Consider the following 21,849-nt stretch of genomic DNA (forward strand, 5'->3'; position numbering starts at 1 on the left):
CTCTCCTGGTTCTTGGATGAGGTGAACGCCCTGGTCTCGCTCCCGTGGGGCGGGCCGGTCACAGGGGTTCTGTGGACACGAGAAACGTGCGGCGAGAGGGACCGCACGCATCGAGTACCCGTCCAGTATGCCAGACGCCGTCAAGTCCGGCGTCCGGCGGCGCGCTGCCCGCTCACTGCTCGAGGCGTGCGGCCTCCCGCCACGTGAGGGAGCGTCCGCCCTGGAACACGGCGCGCTGGTAGATCCGCTCCCCGAGGCGCAGCAGCACCCAGGCCGCGGCGAGGGCCAGCGCGAGGGACAGCACGGGCTGCCACCAGGCGACGCCGCCGTCCAGCATCCGGATGGGCATCGCCACCGAGGAGACGACCGGGACGAAGGACGCGGCCGTGAGCCACGCGCCCTCGGCGTAGAGGCCCACGAAGAGGGCTCCGACGAGCACCGTCATGATCGGCCCGGTGCTCGTCTGGAGGTCCTCGGAGCGGGAGGCCAGGGAGCCGAGGACCGCCCAGACGGAGGCCTGCGCGGCGAAGCCCGCCACGAAGAAGGCCACGAACCAGCCGGACGCGGCGAGGATCCAGCCGACGTCCGCGGCGGCGCCCGTGACGTTGACGCCGACGAGGCCGACCGCGGCGTAGAGCCCGATCTGGCCGAACGCGAGCAGGGAGTTGCCGAGCACCTTGCCGTAGAGCAGCTGCCGGACGGGGACGGCGGTGGCCAGGATCTCCACGACCCGGTTCTGCTTCTCCTCGAGCACGGAGTTGGCGATGGCCATGCCGAAGAGGATGGCGGCCAGGTAGAACAGGAACGCGAAGACGAAGCCCACCACGAGCCGTGCGGGGCCGCGGTCCTGTCCGCCGGACAGCAGCTCGGTGCGCACCTCGGCACCCGCGGTCAGCTCCTCGGCGGTCGTCCCGGCGGCCCGGGCGCCGGCCGCCAGCATCTCCGCGGCCACCGCGTCCTCGAGGACCCGCGCGAGGGCGGGGTCGACGTCGTCCTGGCCGACCACCGTCCACCCGTCGAGGTCCCGCAGCAGGGCGGCGTCGGCGGTCCCGTCGGCCACCGCCTCGCGGGCCGCGTCCGGGGAGTGGGCGGAGTGCACGGTGAGGGTGTCCTCGCCGCGCTCGGCCAGCTCCTGCGCGGCCCGCGCCGCGACGGGCGCCGCGTCGGGCGCCGCGGTCGCCAGGACGTGGTCGGCGGCCCGGCCTCCGAACAGGGCGGAGGCGGCGATCGAGGCGGCCACGAGGAGCACCGTGACCACCGTGGAGAGCAGGAAGGACCGGTCCCGCAGCTTGACGGAGATCTCGCGGGACGTGACGATCCACCAGGGACGGGCTGCGGGCGGGCGGGCGCTCATCGGGTGACCTCCCGGTAGACGTCGGACAGGGAGGGCACGATCTCGGCGAACTCCAGGAGCCCGCGGGGCACGGCGGTCTCCAGGACGCGGCGGCGGGCGGCGGCGTCCGCGAGCTCGAGCACCGCGGCGGGTCCGTCGACGTCGACGACGCGCAGGCCCGGCAGGTCCCGCACCCAGCCGGCGTCCTGCTCGCAGCGCAGCCGGTGCCGGCGGGGACCGGTGCGGCGCAGGTCCTCGGCCGTGCCGGAGGCCAGGACCCGGCCGCCGGAGAGGACGACCAGGGAGTCGCAGAGCCGGTCGACGAGATCGAGCTGGTGGCTCGAGAAGAGCACGGGCACGCCCTGGGCCGTGTGCTCGCGCAGCAGCTCGACCATGGAGTCCACCGCCACGGGGTCCAGGCCGGAGAACGGCTCGTCCAGCACCAGGGCGGCGGGCCCGTGCAGGAGCGCGGCGGCGACCTGCACCCGCTGCTGGTTGCCGAGGGAGAGGGACTCCAGCCTGTCCTTCCCGCGCTCGGCCAGGCCGAAGCGCTCCAGCAGCCGCCCGGCCTCCGCGAGGGCGTCCCGGCGGTCCATGCCGTGGAGCCGGCCGAGGTAGCCGAGCTGGTCGAGCACCGGCTGCTTGGGGTAGAGCCCCCGCTCCTCGGGCATGTACCCGAAGCGGGCCCGGTCCGCCGCGGTGGCGGGACGGCCGTCCCACAGGACCTCGCCGGCGGAGACGCGCAGCACGCCCATCAGCATCCGCATGGTCGTGGTCTTGCCCGCGCCGTTGGCGCCGACGAAGCCGGTCATCCGGCCGGGCTCGACCCGGAAGGAGACGTCCTCGACCACGGTGCGGCCCCCGAAGGACCGGCTCAGGCCCCGCGCCTCCAGGACGTGCCCCTCGGGGCGGCTCCGGAAGCGGGTCGTGGTCGCGGCGGGGGTGGTGCTGGTGCTCATGGGCCCGGGTCCTCTCGGGGTGCGTCCTCCCGGTGGGTGCCGGGCGGCTCGTGGTCAGCCTACGAACGCGGGGGCCCCGGCGGATCCCCACCCGGGCGGATTGCGGGCGCCCCGGGGAGCGGGTCGCGGCCGGCGGCCTCCGTCCCGGGGCGGAGCCCGCTCAGTCGACGAGGCCTGCCCGGTGGGCGAAGACGACGGCCTGCACCCGGTCCCGGGAGCCCGTCTTGGCGAGGATGTTGGACACGTGCGTCTTGACGGTGGCGGACCCGAGGAACAGCCGCTGGGCGATCTCCGCGTTGGACAGCCCGTCCGAGACCAGCAGCAGCACCTCGTGCTCCCGCTCGGTGAGGGACTCGACGACCCGGCGCCGGGCGGGGTCGGACGGCGGGGGGTCGGCCGGCGCGGGAACGGCCTCGGGGGCGGGGGCCGGGGCGTCCGCGGTCAGGGCCCGGATGACGCGCAGCGTGGCCTCGGGGGCGAGCAGCGCGTGGCCTCCGGCCACGGCGCGCACGGCCTCCACGAGGTCGTCCGGGTCGGCGTTCTTCAGCAGGAACCCGCTGGCCCCGGCGGCGAGCGCGTCGAAGAGGTAGTCCTCGCGGTCGAACGTGGTGACGATCACGACCTTCGCGCACCCGGTCCCGACGATCCGGCGGGTGGCCTCGATGCCGTCCATGACCGGCATCTGCACGTCGAGCAGGGCCACGTCCACGGCCCCGCCGCGGGCGGCGGCGACGGCCTGCGCGCCGTCGGAGGCCTGGGCCACGACCTCGATGTCGTCCTCCACGGACAGGACCATGGCGAAGCCGGAGCGCACGAGGGCGTGGTCGTCGGCGAGCAGGACACGGATCATGCCTCCGATCCTCGCAGAATCCCGTCCGAGGCGCCGGAGGCGGCGCCGGCGGCCGCGTCCGGGGCGTCCTCCCCGGTGCCGCCGGGGGGCAGGGGGCAGCGGGTGCGGACCCGCCAGCCGGGCCGGCCGGAGCGCGGCCCGATCTCCGCCTCGCCGCCGTGCAGGCGGACGCGCTCGCGCAGCCCCTGGAGGCCGAACCCGGTGCCGGCGGTGCCGCGGCGGGGCGAGCCGTCGTCGAGGACCTCGAGCTCGAACCACGGCTGCCCCTCCGGGCCGCGGCCGGTGCGCAGGGTGACGGACGCGGTGCCGGCCGTGGAGTGGCGGATCACGTTGGACAGGGACTCCTGGGCGCACCGGAAGACGGACAGGCCGAGGGCCGGCGGGATCCTGTCCAGGTCACCCGGGACGGCCTCGACGGTGCGGACGTCCACCGCGAGCCCGTTGTCCGCGTGCCGGCGGGCGAGGGCTGCGATGTCGGCGAGGCCGGGGTCCGGCCGGCGCGCGGCGTCGGGGGCGCCTCCGCCGGGGCCCGGGGCGCCCTCCTCGCCCTCGGCGCGGAGCACGCCGAGCAGCTGGCGCATCTCCCCCACGGCGGTCCGGCTGGACGTCTCGATCGTGCGCAGGGCGGTGGTGGCGGCGGCGGGGTCACGGTCCAGGACCTTGCGCGCGGCCCCCGCCTGGATGCCGATGACGGACACGTGGTGGGCGACGACGTCGTGCAGCTCCCTGGCGATGCGCAGCCGTTCGTCGACGACGGCGCGGCGGGCGATCTCGGCGGACTGCTCCCGGATCCGCTGCGCCTGGGCCGCGAGGCGGTGCTGCTGCAGCGCGGCCCGCCAGGACGCGCGCCCGGCCAGCACCGCCCCGCCGAAGTACACGGCGTTCACGATCAGGGTGTACACCGCGTAGGACGGCAGCTGGGGCAGCGGCCCGTCGACCTCGCCCAGACCGGAGAGGAAGTCCGCGTAGGCGTTGGTGATGGTGAAGGCGCCGAGCAGCCACAGCCCCATGGTGCCCACGACCACCGACATGGCGACCCACAGGGCCTGGCGGTCGCGCGACCAGGCGACGGCGGCGTAGAGGGCCGCGAAGTAGGCGCCCTGGAAGGGCAGCGTCATGGCGGCCGTGGGGCTCGCGTAGGTCAGGCCCAGGAACAGGGCGGAGGACGCGACCACGACCGGCAGCGGGTAGCGACGGCGCACGGCGAGGGGCACCACGATGAGCACGGTGCTGAGGTAGAAGCGCCAGGGCTCGTCCCCCTCGGCGAGCCCCGCGTAGCTGTGCAGCAGCACGGAGGCGAGGAGGGTGACGAGCAGGAAGCCCAGGGCGGCCAGCACGTCGTTGCGCCGCTGGGCCGCCGTGGGCGCGGGCCGGGACCAGAACGGGTCCTCGGGGTCGTTCAGCCAGGCGGTGACGCGCACCGCGAGCGGAGCGCGCCGGACGGGGGCCGGGTCCGGTCCCGCGTCCGGGTCGGTGTCCGGGTCGGTGGTGGGTCGGGTGTGCACGCCCCCACGGTAGCCCGCGGCGGCGGCGCGGGACTTCCGCCCCGCGGGGGATCCTGCGGCGGCGCTCAGCCGCGGTGCAGGCCGAAGAAGCGGCGCAGGCGCGCTCGCGAGCCGGGGGCTGCGGAGGGCTCGGGGAGCTGGGCGGTGGGCCCGGGGGCCGCGGGCCGCTCCTCGTTCCGCCGGCGGCGCGCGCCGCGCAGGGCGGCGTAGTAGGCGCTCTCCGCGGCGGCGTCCGCGAGCAGCGCCGCGGAGAGGGTGCCGAGCACGCGCGCCCCGGCCCCGCCGCGCCGGGCCGCGCCGGCGAGCCCCACCCCGAGGGCCGTCTCGGTGCCGGCGACGGCCAGCAGCAGCTCCGGGCGGCGGACGAGCGCCCGCTGGTACCGCGCGAACAGCCCGTCGCCGGTGGGCTCGGTGGTCATCCCCCGCAGCAGGGCCGAGCCCACGCCCGTGGGCTCGTAGTGCTCGGCGCCCTCGGTGGCCGTGAGCTCCCGGTGGCCCTCGACGACCTTGGCGGCGAGCACGGGCAGGCCCAGCAGCTGCAGGACGGACTCCAGGACCAGGTCGGTGGACTCCCCCAGCACGTAGTTGCGCAGCCGGTTGGTCTCGGCCGGGTCCAGGTCGAAGACGGAGGCCACGGACTCGATCTGCAGGTCCGAGGTGCCGCCGGAGCACAGCCGGACGAGGTCGCGCTCGAACCGGGCGGCCGGCGTCTGCTCGGCCTCGACGGACACGCCGCCCGCGGGGAGCCAGTCGGGGCCCCACTCGAGGGCGCACACGGCGTCGGCCGCATCGAGGTCGGTGACGGACGCCGGGTCCTCCCCCGCGAGCAGGACCTCGAAGGAGCGGGTGGCCCCGTCCGAGGACAGCGCCACGGCGGTCTCGGCGAGACCGGTGCGCACGGCCCAGAAGTCGACCTCGGCGTCGAAGACCACCACGGACCAGCCGTGCCGGGACACGGCGGTGAAGCCGGTGCCGGACAGGGCCGCCAGCACGGGCAGCTCGGGGGCGTCCAGGTGCACGAGCAGCACCCGGCGCAGCCCCGGGTGCTCGGGCTGGAGCTGCTGGCCGGTCATCCGCACAAAGGTCTCGGAGAGCTCGTCGAGGGTGCAGCCGGGCTGCACGGAGCCGTCCTCGGCCCCCTGCGCCAGCCGGCCCTCGGCGTCGGCGAGGAACATCAGCTGCGTGGCCCGGGGGCCCTCGGCGTAGGCGCTGATCAGGCGGTGGTGGGCGATGACCTTGCGCATCCCCTCGCAGGTGGGGCGCGGCCCGGGTCCTTCGGACGCGGTGTCCTCCGTCGCGCACAGCACCGTGGCCGGGACCAGGTCCCACGCGGAGGTGGGGGATGCGATGTCGTCGGCGGGGAGTGAGGTCATGGCGTCCATGCTACGCCGTCGCCGGGGCCGGGCCGGGGGCCCGGGGCGTGCGCCCGGTGGCCCCGGGGCGCTCAGCGGGGCCCGTCGACGAGCTCGGCCGTGGTGCCGTCCTCGAGGGCGGCCAGGCCCGCCCGCAGGCGGCGGGCCAGTCCGGGCCGCAGGTACCGGTCCAGGTCCTCCGGCGCCGTCCAGCGGTGGCTGAGCAGCTCCTCCTCCTGGATCGTGATGGGCGTGTCGGCGCCGATGACGCCGCCGTCGTAGACGAAGGAGACCGAGTCCCCCCACAGGCCCATCGCCACGCCGTGGTGGACGACGAGCAGCCGGCCCTCGGGCAGGTGCAGGCCGACCTCCTCGACGACCTCGCGGAAGCACCCGGTGCGGGGGTCCTCCCCCGCCTCGACGGTGCCTCCGGGCACGGTCCAGTCGGACTTGTAGTTGGGCTCCACGAGGAGCACGCGGCCCTCGGGGTCCCGGATGAGGGCCTCCGCGGCGAGGCGGCGGGTGGGCAGCGAGTCGACGAACTGCTTCAGCTCGGTCTCGGACAGGTAGGAGCTCACGGCGCGATCACTGCCCCAGGAACTTCTCGAAGCCCTTGGGCAGGTTCAGGTCCGCGGGGTCCGGCTGCCCCGGTGCCGCGCCGAACGCCGATCCGGCGGGCGCCTTCTGCTTGCGCTGCTGCTCGAGGGCCGCGTTCTCCTGCGCCCGCTTGGCGGGGTTGCCGGAGCGGGACCCGCCCTTCTTCGCGGCGCCCTTGCCCTTGCCCTTCTTCGGGCCGCCGCCCGCACCGGGCATGCCGGGGATGCCGGCGGGCATGCCGGGCACGCCCTTGCCCTGGGCCAGGCGCTTCATCATCTTCTGCGCCTGGGCGAAGCGCTCCATGAGCTGGTTCACCTCGGAGACGGTGACGCCCGAGCCCTTCGCGATGCGGGCGCGGCGTGAGCCGTTGATGATCTTGGGCGCGACCCGCTCGTGCGGGGTCATGGACCGGACGATGGCCTCGACGCGGTCGATCTCGCGCTCGTCGAAGTTCTCGAGCTGCTCGCGCATGCCGGCGGCGCCCGGCATCATCATGAGCATCTTCTTCATCGACCCCATCTTGCGCAGCTGCTGCATCTGCGCGAGGAAGTCCTCGAAGGTGAAGTCCTCCTGGTCGGTGAACTTCCGGGCCATCTTCTCGGCCTCGTCGCGGTCCCACTGCTTCTCGGCCTGCTCGATCAGCGTGAGGACGTCGCCCATGTCGAGGATGCGGGACGCCATGCGGTCCGGGTGGAACTGCTCGAAGTCGTCGACGTTCTCCCCGGTGGAGGCGAACATGATGGGCTTGCCGGTCACGGAGGCCACGGACAGCGCGGCGCCGCCGCGGGCGTCGCCGTCGAGCTTGGACAGGACCACGCCGGTGAAGTCGACGCCCTCGTTGAAGGCCTGGGCCGTGTTCACGGCGTCCTGGCCGATCATGGCGTCGATGACGAAGAGCACCTCGTCGGGCCGGACGGCGTCGCGGATGTCGCGGGCCTGGTCCATGAGGGCCTCGTCGATGCCCAGGCGGCCGGCGGTGTCCACGATGACCACGTCGTGCAGCCGCGCGCGGGCCTGGGCCACGCCGTCCCGGGCGACCTGCACGGGGTCGCCCGTGGGGTCGTCGAACTCCGAGGTGGTGCCCGGGTGCGGGGCGAAGACCGGCACGCCGGCGCGCTCGCCCACGACCTTGAGCTGGGTGACCGCGTTGGGCCGCTGGAGGTCGGAGGCCACGAGCAGGGGGCGGTGGCCCTGGCCCTTGAGCCACTTGCCGAGCTTGCCGGCCAGGGTGGTCTTGCCGGCGCCCTGGAGGCCGGCGAGCATGATGATCGTGGGCCCGGTCTTGGCCATCCGGATCCGGCGGGTCTGGCCTCCGAGGATGTTCTGCAGCTCCTCGTTGACGATCTTCACGACCTGCTGGCCGGGGTTCAGCGCCTCGGAGACCTCGAGCCCGAGGGCGCGCTCCTTGACCGCGGCGGTGAACTCCCGCACGACCGGCACGGCGACGTCGGCGTCGAGCAGGGCGCGGCGGATCTCCCGCACGGTGGCGTCGACGTCCGCCTCGGTCAGGCGTCCCTTGCCTTTGAGGTTCTTGAAGGTGGCGGTCAACCGGTCGGACAGTGAATTGAACACGGGTCGAAAGCTGCTTTCGTCGAGGGAGGCGGCCGGTGCCCCGCGGTCTGCGCCGCGGGCCGCGGCCCGGCCCGGTGTGGCGGGTCAGTGTCCAAGGTTAGCAACTCCGGGCGGCGCGGGGCCCGCCCCGTCGCCGTGCGGGGACGACGACGGCCGGCCCCCTCCCGGTGGAGGGGGCCGGCCGTCGGGACGGGTGGGGTCAGAGCGCCGTCTCGTCGCGCTCGCCGGTGCGCACGCGCACGGCCTGGTGCACGTCGGTGACCCACACCTTCCCGTCACCGGCGCGGCCGGTGTTCGCGGAGGAGACGATGACGTCGACGATGTCCGTGGCCTGGTGGTTGTCCACGAGGATCTCGACCCGGACCTTCTCGAGCAGGTCCACCGTGTACTCCGCGCCGCGGTAGACCTCGGTGTGCCCGCGCTGCTGCCCGTAGCCGTGCACGTTCTGGACCGTCATGCCCTGGACGCCGTAGGACTCGAGGGCGGACTTGATGTCCTTGAACTTCTCGGGGCGCACGATCGCGGTGACGAGTTTCATGGAAGGGATGCCTTTCGTGAGGAGGGAATGCGCCGGCGGTCGCCGCACGGCTCAGCTGTGCACCGGCTCGGAGCGACCGGGCTCGAAGGACGAGGCGTCCTCGCCCGCGGCGTGCCGGCCGGGGCTGAAGGAGCCCGTGGCGTCCCCGGCCAGGGCGTAGCCGGACTCGGCGTGCTGGGTGATGTCGATGCCGTCGATCTCGTCCCGCTCCGTGATCCGGAAGCCGATGGTCTTGTCGATCGCGATGGCGATGACGAAGGTGAGCACGGCGCAGTACAGGACAGAGACCAGCACCGCGACGACCTGGGTGAGCAGCAGGCCGAAGCCGCCGCCGTAGAACAGGCCCGCGGTGCCCTCGGAGGGCAGCGCCACGAAGCCCAGGGCCACGGTGCCGACGATGCCGGAGACGAGGTGCACGCCGATGACGTCCAGGGAGTCGTCCATGCGCAGCCGGTACTTCAGGCCCACGGCGAGGGCGGAGCAGATGCCGGCCACGAAGCCGATCACGATCGCCCAGACCGGGGAGACGTTGGCGCAGGCCGGAGTGATGGCCACGAGCCCGGCCACGGCGCCGGAGGCGGCGCCCAGGGAGGTCGCGTGCTTGTCGCGGATGCGCTCGGTGAGCAGCCAGCCCAGCATGGCCGCGGAGGGGGCCACGAGGGTGTTGATCCAGATGAGGCCGGCCTGCTCGGCGGTGCCCGCGGCACCGGCGTTGAAGCCGAACCAGCCGAACCACAGGATCGCGGCGCCGAGCATCACGAGCGGCAGGTTGTGGGGGCGCTGGCTCGGGTCCTTGCCGAAGCCCTGGCGGGCGCCGACGATCATGATGAGGATCAGCGCGGCCACGCCGGCGTTGATGTGCACCACGAGGCCGCCGGCGAAGTCGATGGCCTCGCCGATCGCGGAGCCCACGGCGCCGTCCTCGGTGAGCAGCCCGCCGCCCCAGACCATGTAGGCCAGGGGGGCGTAGACGAGCGTGGCCCAGACGGGCACGAACACGGCCCAGGCGCCGAAGCGGGCCCGGTCGGCGATCGCCCCGGAGATCAGGGCGACGGTGATGATGGCGAAGGTCCCGCCGTAGGCGGCGCCGAGGAGGTCCTCGGTGCCCATGATGTCGGCCAGGGCGAAGGACGGCACGGGGCTGCCCGTGAGTCCGCCCAGCAGCGGGTCCCCGCCGCTCATGGAGTAGCCCCACAGGACCCACACCACGGAGACGAACGCGATGGAGATGAAGCTCATCATCATCATGTTCAGGACGCCCTTGGCGCGGGTCATCCCTCCGTAGAACAGGGCCAGTCCGGGGGTCATGAAGAAGACCAGGGCTGCCGCCACGATCGTCCACACGTGTCCAGCGGTGATTTCCACGATGTGCACCTCTCTCTGAAGCTTGTCAGGTCACCGGTGCCACTGGCCCGTTCCCCGAGGGGCCGTCCGGTGCTCACCGTTCACTGTCGAGTCTCCGAGAGAGATGTTTCGCCTGCCGCCGCGCGGGGTTGCGGACATGTTTCACGCCCGCCGCCATGGTTACGAGCACGTGAACTACGGCGGGCGTGTGGGGGAAAAGGGGGACGGATCAGTCGAGCAGGGCGTCCACGAAGCTCTCGGGCTCGAAGGGCGCGAGGTCGTCGGGTCCCTCGCCGAGGCCGATGAGCTTGACCGGCACCCCGAGGCTCTTCTGGATGGCGACCACGATGCCGCCCTTGGCGGTGCCGTCCAGCTTGGTGAGGACGATGCCGGTGACGTCGACCACCTCGGCGAAGACCCGCGCCTGGGTCATGCCGTTCTGCCCGGTGGTCGCGTCGATGACGAGCAGCACCTCGTCGACCGCGGCGGCCTTCTCCACGACCCGCTTGATCTTCCCGAGCTGGTCCATCAGCCCCGCCTTGTTCTGGAGCCGGCCGGCGGTGTCGATCATCACGACGTCCACCTCGTGCTCGATGCCGGCGGTCACGGCGTCGTAGGCCACCGAGGCGGGGTCGGCGCCCTCGACGTGCGAGCGCACGGTGGGCACGCCCACGCGGGCGCCCCAAGTGGAGAGCTGGTCGGCGGCCGCGGCGCGGAAGGTGTCCGCGGCGCCGAGCACCACGTCCTTCTCCTCGGCGACGAGCACGCGCGCGAGCTTGCCCACGGTGGTGGTCTTGCCCACGCCGTTGACGCCCACCACGAGGACGACGGCGGGGACCGGCCCCTTTCGCTCCACGGCCAGGGACCGGTCCATCGACGGGTCGACCAGCGCGAGGAGCTCCTCCCGGAGCATGGCCTTCACGTGGGCGGGGTCGTTGGTGCCCTCGACCTTGACCCGGCGCTGGAGGGCCTCGACGAGGGCCATGGACGAGTCGGTGCCGAGGTCGGCGAGCAGCAGCGTCTCCTCGATCTCGTCCCACACGTCCTGGTCGATGCGGTCGCGCGAGAGCAGGGCCAGCAGGCCCTTGCCGAAGACGTTGTTGGACCTGGCCAGCCGCCCGCGCAGCCGCGCCATCCGGGACGCGGCGGACTCGGGGCGGTCGAGGGCCGGCCGGGTGTCGGCGGGCGGGACCGGAGCGGTGCCGGGCTCCAGGTCCCCGGGGGCCGCGACGGGGCCGCCCTCGAGGTCGTCGGGGTCCCGGGTGGAGGGGTAGCCGCCGCGGGGCGCCTTGGGCCCCCGCAGCAGGACCAGCCCGAGCAGACCGAGGACCACGACGGCGATGAGCACGTATGCGAGAACGGGTATCGAATCCACGTCGCCCAGCTTCTCACACCGCCCGGTCCCCGGGCCGGGGGCCGCGGGGCCGGGCCGCCGCCCGGGGTCCTAGACTCGACGGGTGCCTGTCCAGCCCGCCGCCGCCGCGCCCGAGCGCGACCGCGTTCCCCAGCAGATCACGGTGCTCATCGCCGCCGCCTTCGTCATCGCGATCGGCTACGGCATCGTGGCCCCGGTGCTCCCCCAGTTCGCCACGACCTTCGGGGTCGGGGTGGCCGCGGCCTCGGCCGTGGTCAGCGTCTTCGCCGTGGCCCGCCTCCTCTTCGCGCCGGCGGGCGGGCGGATCCTCAACCGGATCGGCGAGCGCCCGACCTATGTGACCGGCGTGCTCATCGTCGCGCTGTCCTCCGCGGCCACCGCCTTCGCCCAGACCTACTGGCAGCTGCTGCTGTTCCGGGGCCTCGGCGGGATCGGCTCGGTGATGTTCACGATCTCGGCGATGGGGCTGATCGTGCGGCTGGCGCCGCCGCGGATGCGCGGGCGCGTCTCGGGCTACTACGCCTCTGCGTTCCTGGTGGGCGGGGTGCTCGGCCCCGTGGTCGGCGGCCTGCTCGCCGGCTTCGGCATGCAGGCGCCGTTCCTGATCTACGCGGTGTCGCTGCTGGTGGCCGTGGCCGTGGTGCACTTCCGGCTCAAGGACGAGGTGCTCGGCGCCGGCGCGGACCGCCGGAACCAGCCGGTGATGACCGTGGCCGAGGCGCGCCGGGTGGGGGCCTACCGCTCCGCCCTGGTCTCCAGCTTCGCCAACGGGTGGACCGCCCACGGGATCCGGGTGGCCCTCGTGCCGCTGTTCGCGGTGGCCGTGCTGGGGGCCGGCCCGGCCGTGGCCGGCCTGGCCCTGGCGGTCTACGCCGCGGGCAACGCGATGACCCTGCCGGTCACCGGCCGGCTCACGGACCGGTTCGGGCGCAGGCCGCTCGTGCTCTCGGGCCTGGTGCTCAACGGGGTCGCGACCATGGGGCTGGGCCTGGTCCAGGACGTCCCGTGGTTCGTGGTCCTCTCGCTCGTGGCCGGGATGGGCTCCGGGACCCTGAACCCGGGCCAGCAGGCGACCGTGGCCGACGTCATCGGACCGGACCGGGCCGGCGGACCGGTGCTGGCCCGGTTCCAGATGAGCGCCGACGCCGGGCAGATCCTCGGCCCCGTGGTGGCCGGTGCGCTGGCGGACGCCGCGGGCTTCGGCTGGGCCTTCGGGGTCTCCGGGGCGATCATGCTGCTGGCCGCCGGGGCGTGGCTACCGGTGCGGGACACGATGGAGCGGCCCGAGACCCCGCCCGTGCGCGGCGCCGGGCAGTAGCGCCCCGGACACGAGCACGGCGGGCTCAGCGCAGTTCGGCGAGCCGCTGCCCGATCACGGTGGTCACGCCGTCCCCGCGCATCGCGACCCCGTAGAGGGCGTCGGCGATCTCCATGGTCCGCTTCTGGTGGGTGATGATGATCAGCTGCGAGGTCTCCTGCAGCTGGCGGAAGATGCTCAGCAGCCGCCCGAGGTTGCGGTCGTCGAGGGCCGCCTCGACCTCGTCCATGACGTAGAAGGGCGAGGGGCGGGCCTTGAAGATCGCCACGAGCAGCGCGATCGCCGTCAGCGACCGCTCCCCGCCGGAGAGCAGGGACAGCCGCTTGATCTTCTTGCCGGCCGGGCGCGCCTCCACGTCGATCCCGGTGCTGAGCATGTCTGTGGGGTCGGTGAGGCGCAGCCGGCCCTCCCCGCCCGGGAACAGGGTGGCGAAGACGCCCTCGAACTCCCGGGCGGTGTCGGCGTAGGCCTCCGCGAAGACGCGCTCCACGTGCTCGTCGACGTCGCGGATGATGCTGCGCAGGTCCTGCCGCGAGCGCTTGAGGTCCTCGAGCTGCTCGGCCAGGAAGCGGTGGCGCTCCTCGAGGGCGGCGAACTCCTCCAGCGCCAGCGGGTTCACCCGCCCCAGGGAGGCGAGCTCCTTCTCGGCCCGGCGCAGCCGCGCCTCCTGCTGGGCGCGCACGTAGGGGGCGCCTCCCGCGGCCTCGGCCGGGTCGCCGGACGCGACGCCGAACAGGGCGTCCTGGCCGTCCTCGGCCGCCGCCGGCGCGTCGTCCTGCGGCGCCCCGGGGCCGCGGTCGGAGCCCGCGCCGGCGCCGGGTTCGGGGTCGAGGTCGGGGTCGGGGATCAGCAAGTGCGGCCCGTAGTGCTCCACGAGCGCGTCCGGGGTGAGCCCCAGCTCCTCGAGGGAGCGGTCCTCCAGGGCCTGGATCCGGGCGCGCTGCTGGGTGCGGGCCAGCTCGTCCCGGTGCACGGAGTCGGTGAGCCCGGCGAGCCGCGCGGCGAGCCGGTCGTTGGCGGCGCGCAGGTCCGTCAGCTCCGCGTCCAGCCCGGCGCGGACGGCCTCGGCCCGGTCCCGCTCCGCGGCGGCGACCGCCGCGGACGCCGCCACGAGCTCGAGCAGCTGCTCGGCGCCGGCGAGCACCGCCTCGGCGTTGCGGGCCTGGATCCGGCGGCGCCGGGCCCGCCGCTCCGCCTCCTCCCGCGCCCGGCGCTCGACGGCGGCGGCCCGCTCCTGGGACGCGGCCCGGTTGCCGAGGGCCCGGGCCTGCTCCTCGAGGGAGCGCAGGGCGAGCCGGGCCTCCGTCTCCGCGGTGCGGGCCGTCGTGGCGGTCCGGTGCAACTCGTCGCGGCGGGCGGCGGCCTCGAGCTGGACGGTCTCGGTGTCCTCCTCGCCGTGCTCCTCGGCGGCCCCGAGCCGCTCGGCGGCCTCGCGCAGCCGCTCCTGCTCCCGGGCCAGGTGCTCCCGCGCGGCCGCGACCTGCTCGTCGTAGCGCCGGGTCTCCGCCTCGGCCGAGTCCAGCACGGCCCGGACCCGGGAGAGCTCGGACGCGGCCCGGTCCGCCGTGCGCTCGGCGGCGCGCAGCAGCCCCGCGGTCTCCTCGGCGGCCCGGCGGGCGGCGTCCCGCGCCGCGGCCGCCGCGCCGGAGGCGGCCCGCGCCCGGTCGAGGGCCGCGCCCAGCTCGGCCCGCTCCGCCTCGGCGGCCTCGGCCGCGGCGCGGGTCTCGAGCGTGCCGGCCGCCTCCGCGGCGCCGCCCCAGGCGCTGCTGCCCGTGAACACGTCGCCGCCCCGGGTGACGGCCGTCAGCTCGGGCCGGTCGGCCACGATCCGGGCGGCCGTGGCGGCGTCCTCCGTGAGCACGGTCGCAGCCAGCAGGGCCCGGACGGCGGCCGCTCCGCGCCGCGCGTCGTCGTCGCCCGGGCCGGCGCCCTCGCCGTCCCGCAGCACCGCGGCGGCGGGCCGGACCCCGGGACGGTCGGGGAGCGCCGGGGCGGGGCCGGACCGTTCCGGGGCGCCGGCGGCCACCAGCAGGTGCACCCGGCCCACGCCGTCGGCGCGCAGGGACTCGAAGACGGAGACGGCCGCGCCGTGGGAGCGCACGGCGAGGGCCTCGGCGAAGGGGCCCATGGCGGCGGTGACCGCCCGCTCCCAGCCGGGCTCGACGTCGACGAGGTCGACGACGGCGCCGAGCACAGCGTCGGCGTGCCCGTCGAGGACCGCCGCGGAGCCGTCGGGCTGGCGCAGGGCGGCGCGCAGGGTCTCGGCGCGGGCGCGCTGGGCGTCGTGGGCGCGCAGCAGCTCCTGGGCCGCGGCCTCGGCCTCCCGAGCGGCGGCGCGGGCGCCGGCGGCGGCCTCGGCGTCCTGCTCGTGGCGGGCGCGGGCCCGTTCGGCGGCGCCGGCCGCGTCCTGGGCCGCGAGCGCCAGGCTGTCCGCCTCGGCGCCGGCCTGCACCCGGCGCCGCCCGGCGTCCGCGTGGGTGGTGTGCAGGCGGGAGAGCTCGTTCTCGGCCGCCTCGACCCGGGAGCGGGCCGCCGCGACCGCGCCGGTGAGCCGGGCCGTGCCCTCCCGGCGGTCGGCGGCCGCCCGGAGCAGACCGGTGACCACGCCGTCCTGGTCGCGCGCCGCGGCCTCCGCGTCCTCGCGCTCCTGGATGGCCTCGGCGAGGGCGTCGACGGCGTCCTCGACCTGCTCGAGGAGCTGGTGCTGCTCCTCGCGGGTGCGGGCCGCCTGGGCGTCGAGCCGATCCGGGTCCCGCCCCGGGTCCGCGGGCTCGGCCGCGGACCCGAGCAGCCGACGCCGCTCGGCGGCGAGCGAGGCGAGGGACCGGTAGCGCTCCTGCACGGCGGTGAGCTGGTACCACGTGTCCCGCGCGGTGTTCAGGGCGGGGGTCGCCTCGGCGGCGCGCGCCTCGACGTCGGCCTGCCGGGCGCGGCCGGCGTCGAGGGCCTGCTCGGCCTCGGCGCGCTCGGCGCGCAGCCGGCGCTCGGCGTCCTCGTCGACGGCGAGGCTCGTGCGGGCCTGCACGAGGTCGTCGGCCAGCAGCCGGGCGCGGGCGTCGCGGACGTCGTGCTGGATCCGCTGGGCACGCCGGGCCGTCCTGGCCTGCCGTCCCAGCGGGGTGAGCTGGCGGCGGATCTCGGCGGTGAGGTCCTCGAGCCGGTCGAGGTTGGCCTGCATCGCCTCGAGCTTGCGCAGCGTCCGCTCCTTGCGGCGCCGGTGCTTGAGGACCCCGGACGCCTCCTCGACGAAGCCGCGGCGCTCCTCCGGGGTGGCGTGCAGGATGCGGTCGAGCTGGCCCTGGCCCACGATGACGTGCATCTCCCGGCCGAGCCCGGAGTCGGAGAGCAGCTCCTGGATGTCGAGCAGCCGGCACGGCCGGCCGTTGATCGCGTACTCGGAGCCCCCCGAGCGGAAGAGCGTGCGCGAGATCGTGACCTCGGAGTACTCGATGGGCAGGGCGCCGTCGGCGTTGTCGATGGTCAGCGACACGTGGGCCCGGCCGAGCGGGGCCCGGCCGGCGGTGCCGGCGAAGATGACGTCCTCCATCTTCCCGCCGCGCAGGGACTTCGCGCCCTGCTCCCCCATGACCCACGCCAGGGCGTCCACCACGTTGGACTTGCCCGAGCCGTTGGGGCCGACGACGGCGGTGACCCCGGGCTCGAACTCGAAGGTGGTGGCCGAGGCGAAGGACTTGAACCCCCGCACGGTCAGGGTCTTCAGGTGCACGGGTGTCCGGTCTCCTGGGGTGGGCGTGGCGGGCAGGGGGTCGCCACCACTGTACTCGCGCGCCGCGACGGCCCCGCGGCCGCCGGCCGGGCGCCGCGCACCGGAGGGAGCGCCGGCCCGCCCGGAGCGGGCGCGGGCGGAGACGAGGAGCGGGGACGAGGAGCGGACAAGATGATCAGCCTACAGAGAAACGACCGGGCCCCGGCCGGCGCCGCGGAACCGGCCGGTAGACTGACCGCGACCAGCACGACCTGCCCTCCCCGCGACCGCGCCCTCCGTGGGCGGGCCGGGGCGTCGGCGAGACCCTAACGAAAGCCAGAGACCTTGACCGGTAATTCCTCGATCCGTCACCGCAACGCCGCCCTCCTGGCCATCACCAAGGTCGAGGCGGACGAGGTGGTGCCCTCGTCCCACGCCGACGAGGTCCTGGCGGACACGTTCGCCCGGCTGAAGATGCCGAAGGGCCTGCTCGAGCGGCTCGCGGGCGTCAACGAGCGGCGCGTCTGGGCCCCCGGGCGCCACTTCACCGACGGCGCCGTGGAGGCGGGCGAGGCCGCCCTCGCCCGCGCGGGCGTGCGCCCGGACCAGGTGGGGCTCCTGATCAACGCCTCGGTGACCCGCGACGGCTACGAGCCCGCGGTCTCGGTGTCCGTGCACCACCGGCTCGGCCTGGCCCCCTCCGCCCTGAACTTCGACGTCACCAACGCGTGCCTGGGCTTCGTCAACGGGCTCACGATCGCGTCCACGATGATCGACGCGGGCGCGATCGACTACGCCGTCGTCGTCGCCGGCGAGGACCCGACCCCCTGGCACCGCGAGACGTACGAGCGGCTGCAGGGCCCGGACGTGACCCGGGCGGACGTGGTGCGCGAGTTCGCCACCCTGACCCTCGGCTGCGGCGCAGCCGCCGCCGTGGTCGGCCCCGCCGACCGGCACCCGGAGGGCCACCGCATCGCGGGGTCCGTGACCCGGTCCGCGACCGAGCACCACGGGCTGTGCATCGGGGGCTTCGACGGCATGTACACCGACGCCACGGGGCTGCTCAAGCACGGCGTGGGACTGCTCGCGGACGCGTGGCACGACGCGCACGAGGACGGCTGGGACTGGGCGGACATGGACCGCTACATCGGCCACCAGGTTTCCATGTCCCACACCAACAAGCTGTTCCAGGACGTCGGGATCGACCCGGAGAAGTTCCCCCTGACCTTCCCGTTCTGGGGCAACGTCGCGGCCGCCGCGCTGCCGATGACCCTCGCCCTGGAGGCCGAGCGGCTCCGGCCCGACGAGCGCGTGCTGCTGCTCGGCGTGGGCTCCGGGCTCAACGCGACCTACATGGAGATCGACTGGTGAACCGCCGGCGCTGACGCCGCGCCCGCCCGAGACACCCCGCACGAGACGCACCCTCGAGGAGCCCCACGACCATGGCACGCACACGACCGTCCACGACCCAGCAGCCCGGAGGGCCGGACGCGGCGCGGCTGCCCATGACGGAGGTCCCCCTGCCCGGGGTGGACCCGGCGTGGTCCCGCACGGTCACGGTGGCCTCGACGGCCCCCGTGGAGCCGGTCCCCGGCCGGCGGCGCCGCTGGCACGTCCTCGACAACGCGGCCTCCCTGGAGGCCGCCGGCCTCACCCCGCGGGGCACGGTCCTCGCCGTGCACGGCAACCCCACCTGGTCCTACCTGTGGCGCGACGTGCTGGCCGCCGGGACGGACCCCGCGAACCCCTGGCGGGTGATCGCCGTGGACCAGCTCGACATGGGGTTCTCCGAGCGGACCGGGCTCTTCCGCCGCCTCGACGACCGGGTCCGCGACCTGGGCGACCTCACGGCCGAGCTCGGCCTGGACGCGAGCGAGGCCCCCGTGGTGACCCTCGCCCACGACTGGGGCGGGCTCGTGTCCTCCGGCTGGGCCCTGGAGCACCAGGACGTCCACCGCGCCACGATCCTCACCAACACCGCCGTCCACCACGACAACGCCGAGCGGATCCCCGCCTCGCTGCGGCTGGCACTGGCCCCGGCCGCGCACGGGCTGCTCACCGAGCGGACCACGAGCTTCCTCGACGTGGCCCTGGCACTGGCGGAGCCGTCCCTGTCCCGCGAGGTGCGGGCGGCCTACCGGGCGCCCTACGCCACGCGCGCCCGGCGGGAGGCGATCCGCAACTTCGTGGCCGACATCCCGGCCGCCCCGGACCACCCCTCGCACGCCCGCTACGAGCAGATCGCCGCCGGCGTGGCCGCCCGCGAGGTCCCCGCCCTGCTGCTGTGGGGCATCGGCGACCCCGTGTTCCAGGAGCGCTACCTGCAGGACCTCGTGCGCCGCATGCCGCACGCCGACGTCCACCGCTACGAGGGAGCCCTGCACCTGCTGCCCGAGGACCGGGACGTCGCGACGCCGGTGATGGCCTGGCTCGCGGACCGCTTCGGCCCCGGCCCCCGCCGCCGCGAGCTGCACCTGCAGCGGCGCGCCGTCTCCCGCGGCGAGCACGTCCCCTTCCCCGCGGAGCTCGACGCGCGGCGGGCCGACCTCGGCCTCGCCGTCGTGGACATGGCCCCCGCCTCCGGGGACGCGGGCGCGGGGGCGCACGCGGCCCCGGTGCGGGCGAGCCTGAGCTGGGCGGAGCTCGCCGACCGCGTGGACCGCCTCGCCGCGGGGCTCACCGGCATCGGGGTGCGCCCCGGGGACCGCGTGAGCCTCATGGTGCCGCCGGGCTCCGACCTCACCGCGCTGCTCTACGCGTGCCTGCGCATCGGCGCCGTCGTCGTCGTGGCGGACTCCGGGCTCGGCCCCAAGGGCCTCACCCGGGCGCTGCGGGGGGCCGCCCCGGCCTGGCTCGTGGGCATCCGCAGGGCGCTCGTCGCCGGCCGGGCCCTCGGCTGGCCGGGCACCCGGATCTCGCTCGAGGCCCTCGACCCCGTGTCCCGCCGGGCCCTCGGCGTGACGCACGACGTCCCCGCGCTGCTGGACTCGGCCCCGCGCGCCGACCTGCCCGCCCCGGACCCGGACGCGGACGCCGCGGTGCTGTTCACCTCCGGGTCCACGGGCCCGGCCAAGGGCGTCGTCTACACCCACCGCCAGCTCTCCGCCATGCGGGACGCCGTGCGCGGCACGTACGGGCTCACCGCCGGCACGGGGCTCGTGGCGGGCTTCGCGCCCTTCGCGCTGCTGGGACCCGCCATGGGCACCACGTCCGTGACCCCGGACATGGACGTGACCGCGCCGAAGACCCTCACCGCCCGCGCCCTGGCCGACGCCGCCTCGGCCATCCAGGCCACGGCCGTGTTCCTCTCCCCCGCGGCGATCGCCAACGTCCTCGCGACCCGGCACGAGCTCGACGAGGGGCAGCGGCGGGCGCTCGAGCTCGTGGAGCTCGTGCTCTCGGCCGGGGCACCCCTCCCGGAGCCGCTCCTGGAGCAGCTGCAGGAACTCGTACCCGCGGCGACGCTGCACACCCCCTACGGGATGACCGAGGGGCTGCCCCTCACGGACGTGACCCTCGGGACCATCCGGCAGGCCGGCCTGGACAGCGCGGGATCCGCCGTGGCCGGCGCCGGCAACGGCGTGTGCGTGGGCACCGCCGTGCACGGCGCCGAGCTGGGGGTCACCGCCCTGGGCCCGGACGGCGTCCCCGACGACGGGATCACCACCGAGCCCGGGGTCACCGGCGAGATCGTCGCCCGCGCCCCGCACGTCAAGGACCGCTACGACAGGCTCTGGCACACGGAGCACCTCAGCACCCAGCTGCCCGGCTGGCACCGCACCGGGGACGTCGGGCACTTCGACGCCGCCGGGCGGCTGTGGGTCGAGGGCCGCCTCGCCCACGTCATCGTCTCCGCCGGCGGCGTGCTGACGCCGGTCGCCGCGGAGCACGCGGCCCGGACCGTGCCCGGCGTCGGCCGCACCGCCGTCGTCGGGGTCGGCCCGGCGGGCACGCAGGTGCCCGTGGCCGTCGTGGAGACCGTCCCGGCGGCCCCGCGCCCGGGCCCCGCCGACCCGCTGCTCTCCGGTGCCGTGCGCGCCGCCGTGCGCGAGGCCACGGGCCTGGACCTCGCGGCCGTGCTCGTGGTCCCCGAGCACCCCACCGACATCCGGCACAACTCCAAGATCGACCGAGCCCTGCTGGCCGGATGGGCGGAGCACGCCCTGGCCGGAGGAAGGATCAGGAACCCGTGAACGGCAAGCACCGCCAGGACGGCACGCACGACGACAAGGTCCCCGCCTACGACGCCTCCGTGACGGAGGGCGCCCCGCCGGCCGGCACCGGCAGCCACGAGGTGGAGCGCGGGCGGCAGGAGCTGTCCGGCGACGGGCGGACGGTGCTCGTCACCGGCGCCTCCGGGATGCTCGGGGAGCACGTGGCGCGGCTGCTCGCCGCCCGCCACTGGACGGTCCGGCTGCTCCAGCGCCGGCACGCGCCGCTGGCCGACCAGCCGAACGTCGAGGAGGTCCTGGGCTCGGTCACGGACCCGGACGCCGTGGCGCGGGCCATGGAGGGCGTCGACGACGTCGTGCACCTCGCCGCCAAGGTCTCCTTCGCCGGGGACTGGGACGAGTTCGTGCTGACCAACGTCACCGGCACCCGCGTGGTCCTGGAGACCGCGCGGCGGGCCGGCGTGGACAACGTGGTGTTCGTCTCCTCGCCGTCGGTCGCCCACACGGGCGACTCCATCGTGGGCGAGCCCGCCCGGGCGGCCGACCCCGTGCACGCCCGCGGCAACTACGCCCGGTCCAAGGCCGCGGCCGAGCTGCTCGCGCTCGAGGCCGACGGCCGTGGGATGCGCGTCACGGCCGTGCGCCCGCACATCGTGTGGGGCCCCGGGGACACCCAGCTGGTCGAGCGGATCGTCGACCGCGCCGCGAAGGGGCGGCTGCCGCTGCTGGACCACGGGGCGGCCCTGATCGACACCACCTACGTGGACAACGCGGCCGAGGCGGTCGTGCGGGCGCTGGAGCGGATCGAGTGGGCGCACGGACGGGCGCTGGTGGTCACGAACGGCCAGCCCCGCACCGTGGGCGAGCTCGTGGCGGGTTTCTGCCGGGCGGCCGGCGTGGAGCCGCCCACGCGCCGGGTCCCCGGCGTCCTGGCCCGCCTCGCGGGCACGGTCATCGAGAAGGTGTGGGCGCTCCGCCCGGGGGCGGACGAGCCGCCGATGACGGCCTTCCTGGCCGAGCAGATGTCCACGGCCCACTGGTTCGAGCAGCAGAGCACCCGCGAGGTGCTCGACTGGACGCCGTCCGTGACGGTCGAGGAGGGCATGGCGCGGCTGGCCGAGTACTACCGGACCCACACCCTGGGCGCCCACGACGCCCCGATGCCCGCCACCGGGTCCACCGCCGCCCGCTGATCCCCCGCCGCGTCGGGCGGCGGGCCGGTCGGCGG

General features: G+C 75.5%; 15 protein-coding genes. 4 read left to right on the forward strand and 11 right to left on the reverse strand.

Features of this window, described 5'->3' with window-relative positions; all coding sequences use genetic code 11:
- Positions 1-172: 172 nt before the first annotated feature.
- From RF640_RS08845 to ftsY, 10 genes are all read right to left on the reverse strand, one after another.
- Complete coding sequence (locus tag RF640_RS08845) at positions 173-1,354, reverse strand: ABC transporter permease (RefSeq protein WP_095650547.1); 1,182 nt, start codon at positions 1,352-1,354, stop codon at positions 173-175.
- Complete coding sequence (locus RF640_RS08850) at positions 1,351-2,292, reverse strand: ABC transporter ATP-binding protein (protein ID WP_115162798.1); 942 nt, start codon at positions 2,290-2,292, stop codon at positions 1,351-1,353. The genes RF640_RS08845 and RF640_RS08850 overlap by 4 nt, the downstream gene beginning before the upstream one ends.
- Positions 2,293-2,452: 160 nt before the next feature.
- Entirely contained in the window at positions 2,453-3,142 is a 690-nt protein-coding gene (locus RF640_RS08855; RefSeq protein WP_017833761.1) for a response regulator transcription factor, read from the reverse strand.
- Positions 3,139-4,647 carry a sensor histidine kinase gene (locus RF640_RS08860; protein ID WP_144836309.1) on the reverse strand — a complete coding sequence of 503 codons (1,509 nt, stop codon included), beginning with the start codon at positions 4,645-4,647 and terminating at the stop codon, positions 3,139-3,141. Before RF640_RS08860 ends, RF640_RS08855 begins: the two co-directional genes overlap by 4 nt.
- 65 nt (positions 4,648-4,712) lie before the next feature.
- Complete coding sequence (locus RF640_RS08865; protein WP_368827532.1) at positions 4,713-6,020, reverse strand: hypothetical protein; 1,308 nt, start codon at positions 6,018-6,020, stop codon at positions 4,713-4,715.
- A 71-nt stretch (positions 6,021-6,091) separates the two neighbouring features.
- On the reverse strand, positions 6,092-6,577 hold the full coding sequence (locus RF640_RS08870; RefSeq protein WP_017833764.1) for an NUDIX hydrolase: 486 nt from the start codon (positions 6,575-6,577) through the stop codon (positions 6,092-6,094).
- 7 nt (positions 6,578-6,584) lie between these two features.
- A complete protein-coding gene (gene ffh / locus RF640_RS08875) occupies positions 6,585-8,168 on the reverse strand; it encodes a signal recognition particle protein (RefSeq protein ID WP_017833765.1) in 1,584 nt (527 codons plus the stop codon).
- A 199-nt stretch (positions 8,169-8,367) separates the two neighbouring features.
- Positions 8,368-8,706 carry a P-II family nitrogen regulator gene (locus RF640_RS08880; protein ID WP_017833766.1) on the reverse strand — a complete coding sequence of 113 codons (339 nt, stop codon included), beginning with the start codon at positions 8,704-8,706 and terminating at the stop codon, positions 8,368-8,370.
- A 51-nt stretch (positions 8,707-8,757) separates the two neighbouring features.
- Positions 8,758-10,071, reverse strand: coding sequence for an ammonium transporter (locus RF640_RS08885; RefSeq protein WP_081615781.1), 1,314 nt, complete (start codon positions 10,069-10,071; stop codon positions 8,758-8,760).
- Between the two features lie 208 nt (positions 10,072-10,279).
- The gene (ftsY, locus tag RF640_RS08890) at positions 10,280-11,425 is read right to left on the reverse strand and encodes a signal recognition particle-docking protein FtsY (RefSeq protein ID WP_052133099.1); all 1,146 of its coding nucleotides are present in this window, start codon (positions 11,423-11,425) and stop codon (positions 10,280-10,282) included.
- Positions 11,426-11,507: 82 nt separating this feature from the next.
- Between ftsY and RF640_RS08895 the strand changes: the two genes are divergently transcribed.
- Entirely contained in the window at positions 11,508-12,743 is a 1,236-nt protein-coding gene (locus RF640_RS08895) for an MFS transporter (RefSeq protein ID WP_017833769.1), read from the forward strand.
- Between the two features lie 25 nt (positions 12,744-12,768).
- Here the strand turns inward: RF640_RS08895 and smc are convergent, their stop codons facing one another.
- A complete protein-coding gene (gene smc / locus RF640_RS08900) occupies positions 12,769-16,470 on the reverse strand; it encodes a chromosome segregation protein SMC (protein ID WP_368827536.1) in 3,702 nt (1,233 codons plus the stop codon).
- 324 nt (positions 16,471-16,794) lie between these two features.
- Here smc and RF640_RS08905 point away from each other — a divergent pair, with 324 nt between their 5' ends.
- The 3 genes from RF640_RS08905 to RF640_RS08915 all read left to right on the forward strand — a co-directional run bounded on the left by RF640_RS08905 (position 16,795) and on the right by RF640_RS08915 (position 21,814).
- Entirely contained in the window at positions 16,795-17,820 is a 1,026-nt protein-coding gene (locus tag RF640_RS08905) for a 3-oxoacyl-ACP synthase III (protein WP_035929796.1), read from the forward strand.
- A gap of 134 nt (positions 17,821-17,954) precedes the next feature.
- Positions 17,955-20,642: an alpha/beta fold hydrolase gene (locus RF640_RS08910; RefSeq protein ID WP_368827663.1), complete on the forward strand. Its 2,688-nt coding sequence runs from the start codon at positions 17,955-17,957 to the stop codon at positions 20,640-20,642.
- Positions 20,639-21,814, forward strand: a complete 1,176-nt coding sequence (locus RF640_RS08915; RefSeq protein WP_115162804.1) for an NAD(P)-dependent oxidoreductase — start codon at positions 20,639-20,641, stop codon at positions 21,812-21,814. Before RF640_RS08910 ends, RF640_RS08915 begins: the two co-directional genes overlap by 4 nt.
- The last annotated feature ends 35 nt before the right edge of the window (positions 21,815-21,849 follow it).

Source organism: Kocuria sp. CPCC 205231, assembly GCF_040980965.1.
Classification (GTDB): Bacteria; Actinomycetota; Actinomycetes; order Actinomycetales; family Micrococcaceae; genus Kocuria; species Kocuria rosea.

Coding starts and splice junctions, on each gene's coding strand:
- RF640_RS08910 (WP_368827663.1), top strand. CDS start 17,955: ATGACGGAGGTCCCCCTGCCCGGGGTGGACCCGGCGTGGTCCCGCACG.
- RF640_RS08880 (WP_017833766.1), bottom strand. CDS start 8,706: ATGAAACTCGTCACCGCGATCGTGCGCCCCGAGAAGTTCAAGGACATC.
- RF640_RS08855 (WP_017833761.1), bottom strand. CDS start 3,142: ATGATCCGTGTCCTGCTCGCCGACGACCACGCCCTCGTGCGCTCCGGC.
- RF640_RS08850 (WP_115162798.1), bottom strand. CDS start 2,292: ATGAGCACCAGCACCACCCCCGCCGCGACCACGACCCGCTTCCGGAGC.
- RF640_RS08845 (WP_095650547.1), bottom strand. CDS start 1,354: ATGAGCGCCCGCCCGCCCGCAGCCCGTCCCTGGTGGATCGTCACGTCC.
- RF640_RS08865 (WP_368827532.1), bottom strand. CDS start 6,020: ATGACCTCACTCCCCGCCGACGACATCGCATCCCCCACCTCCGCGTGG.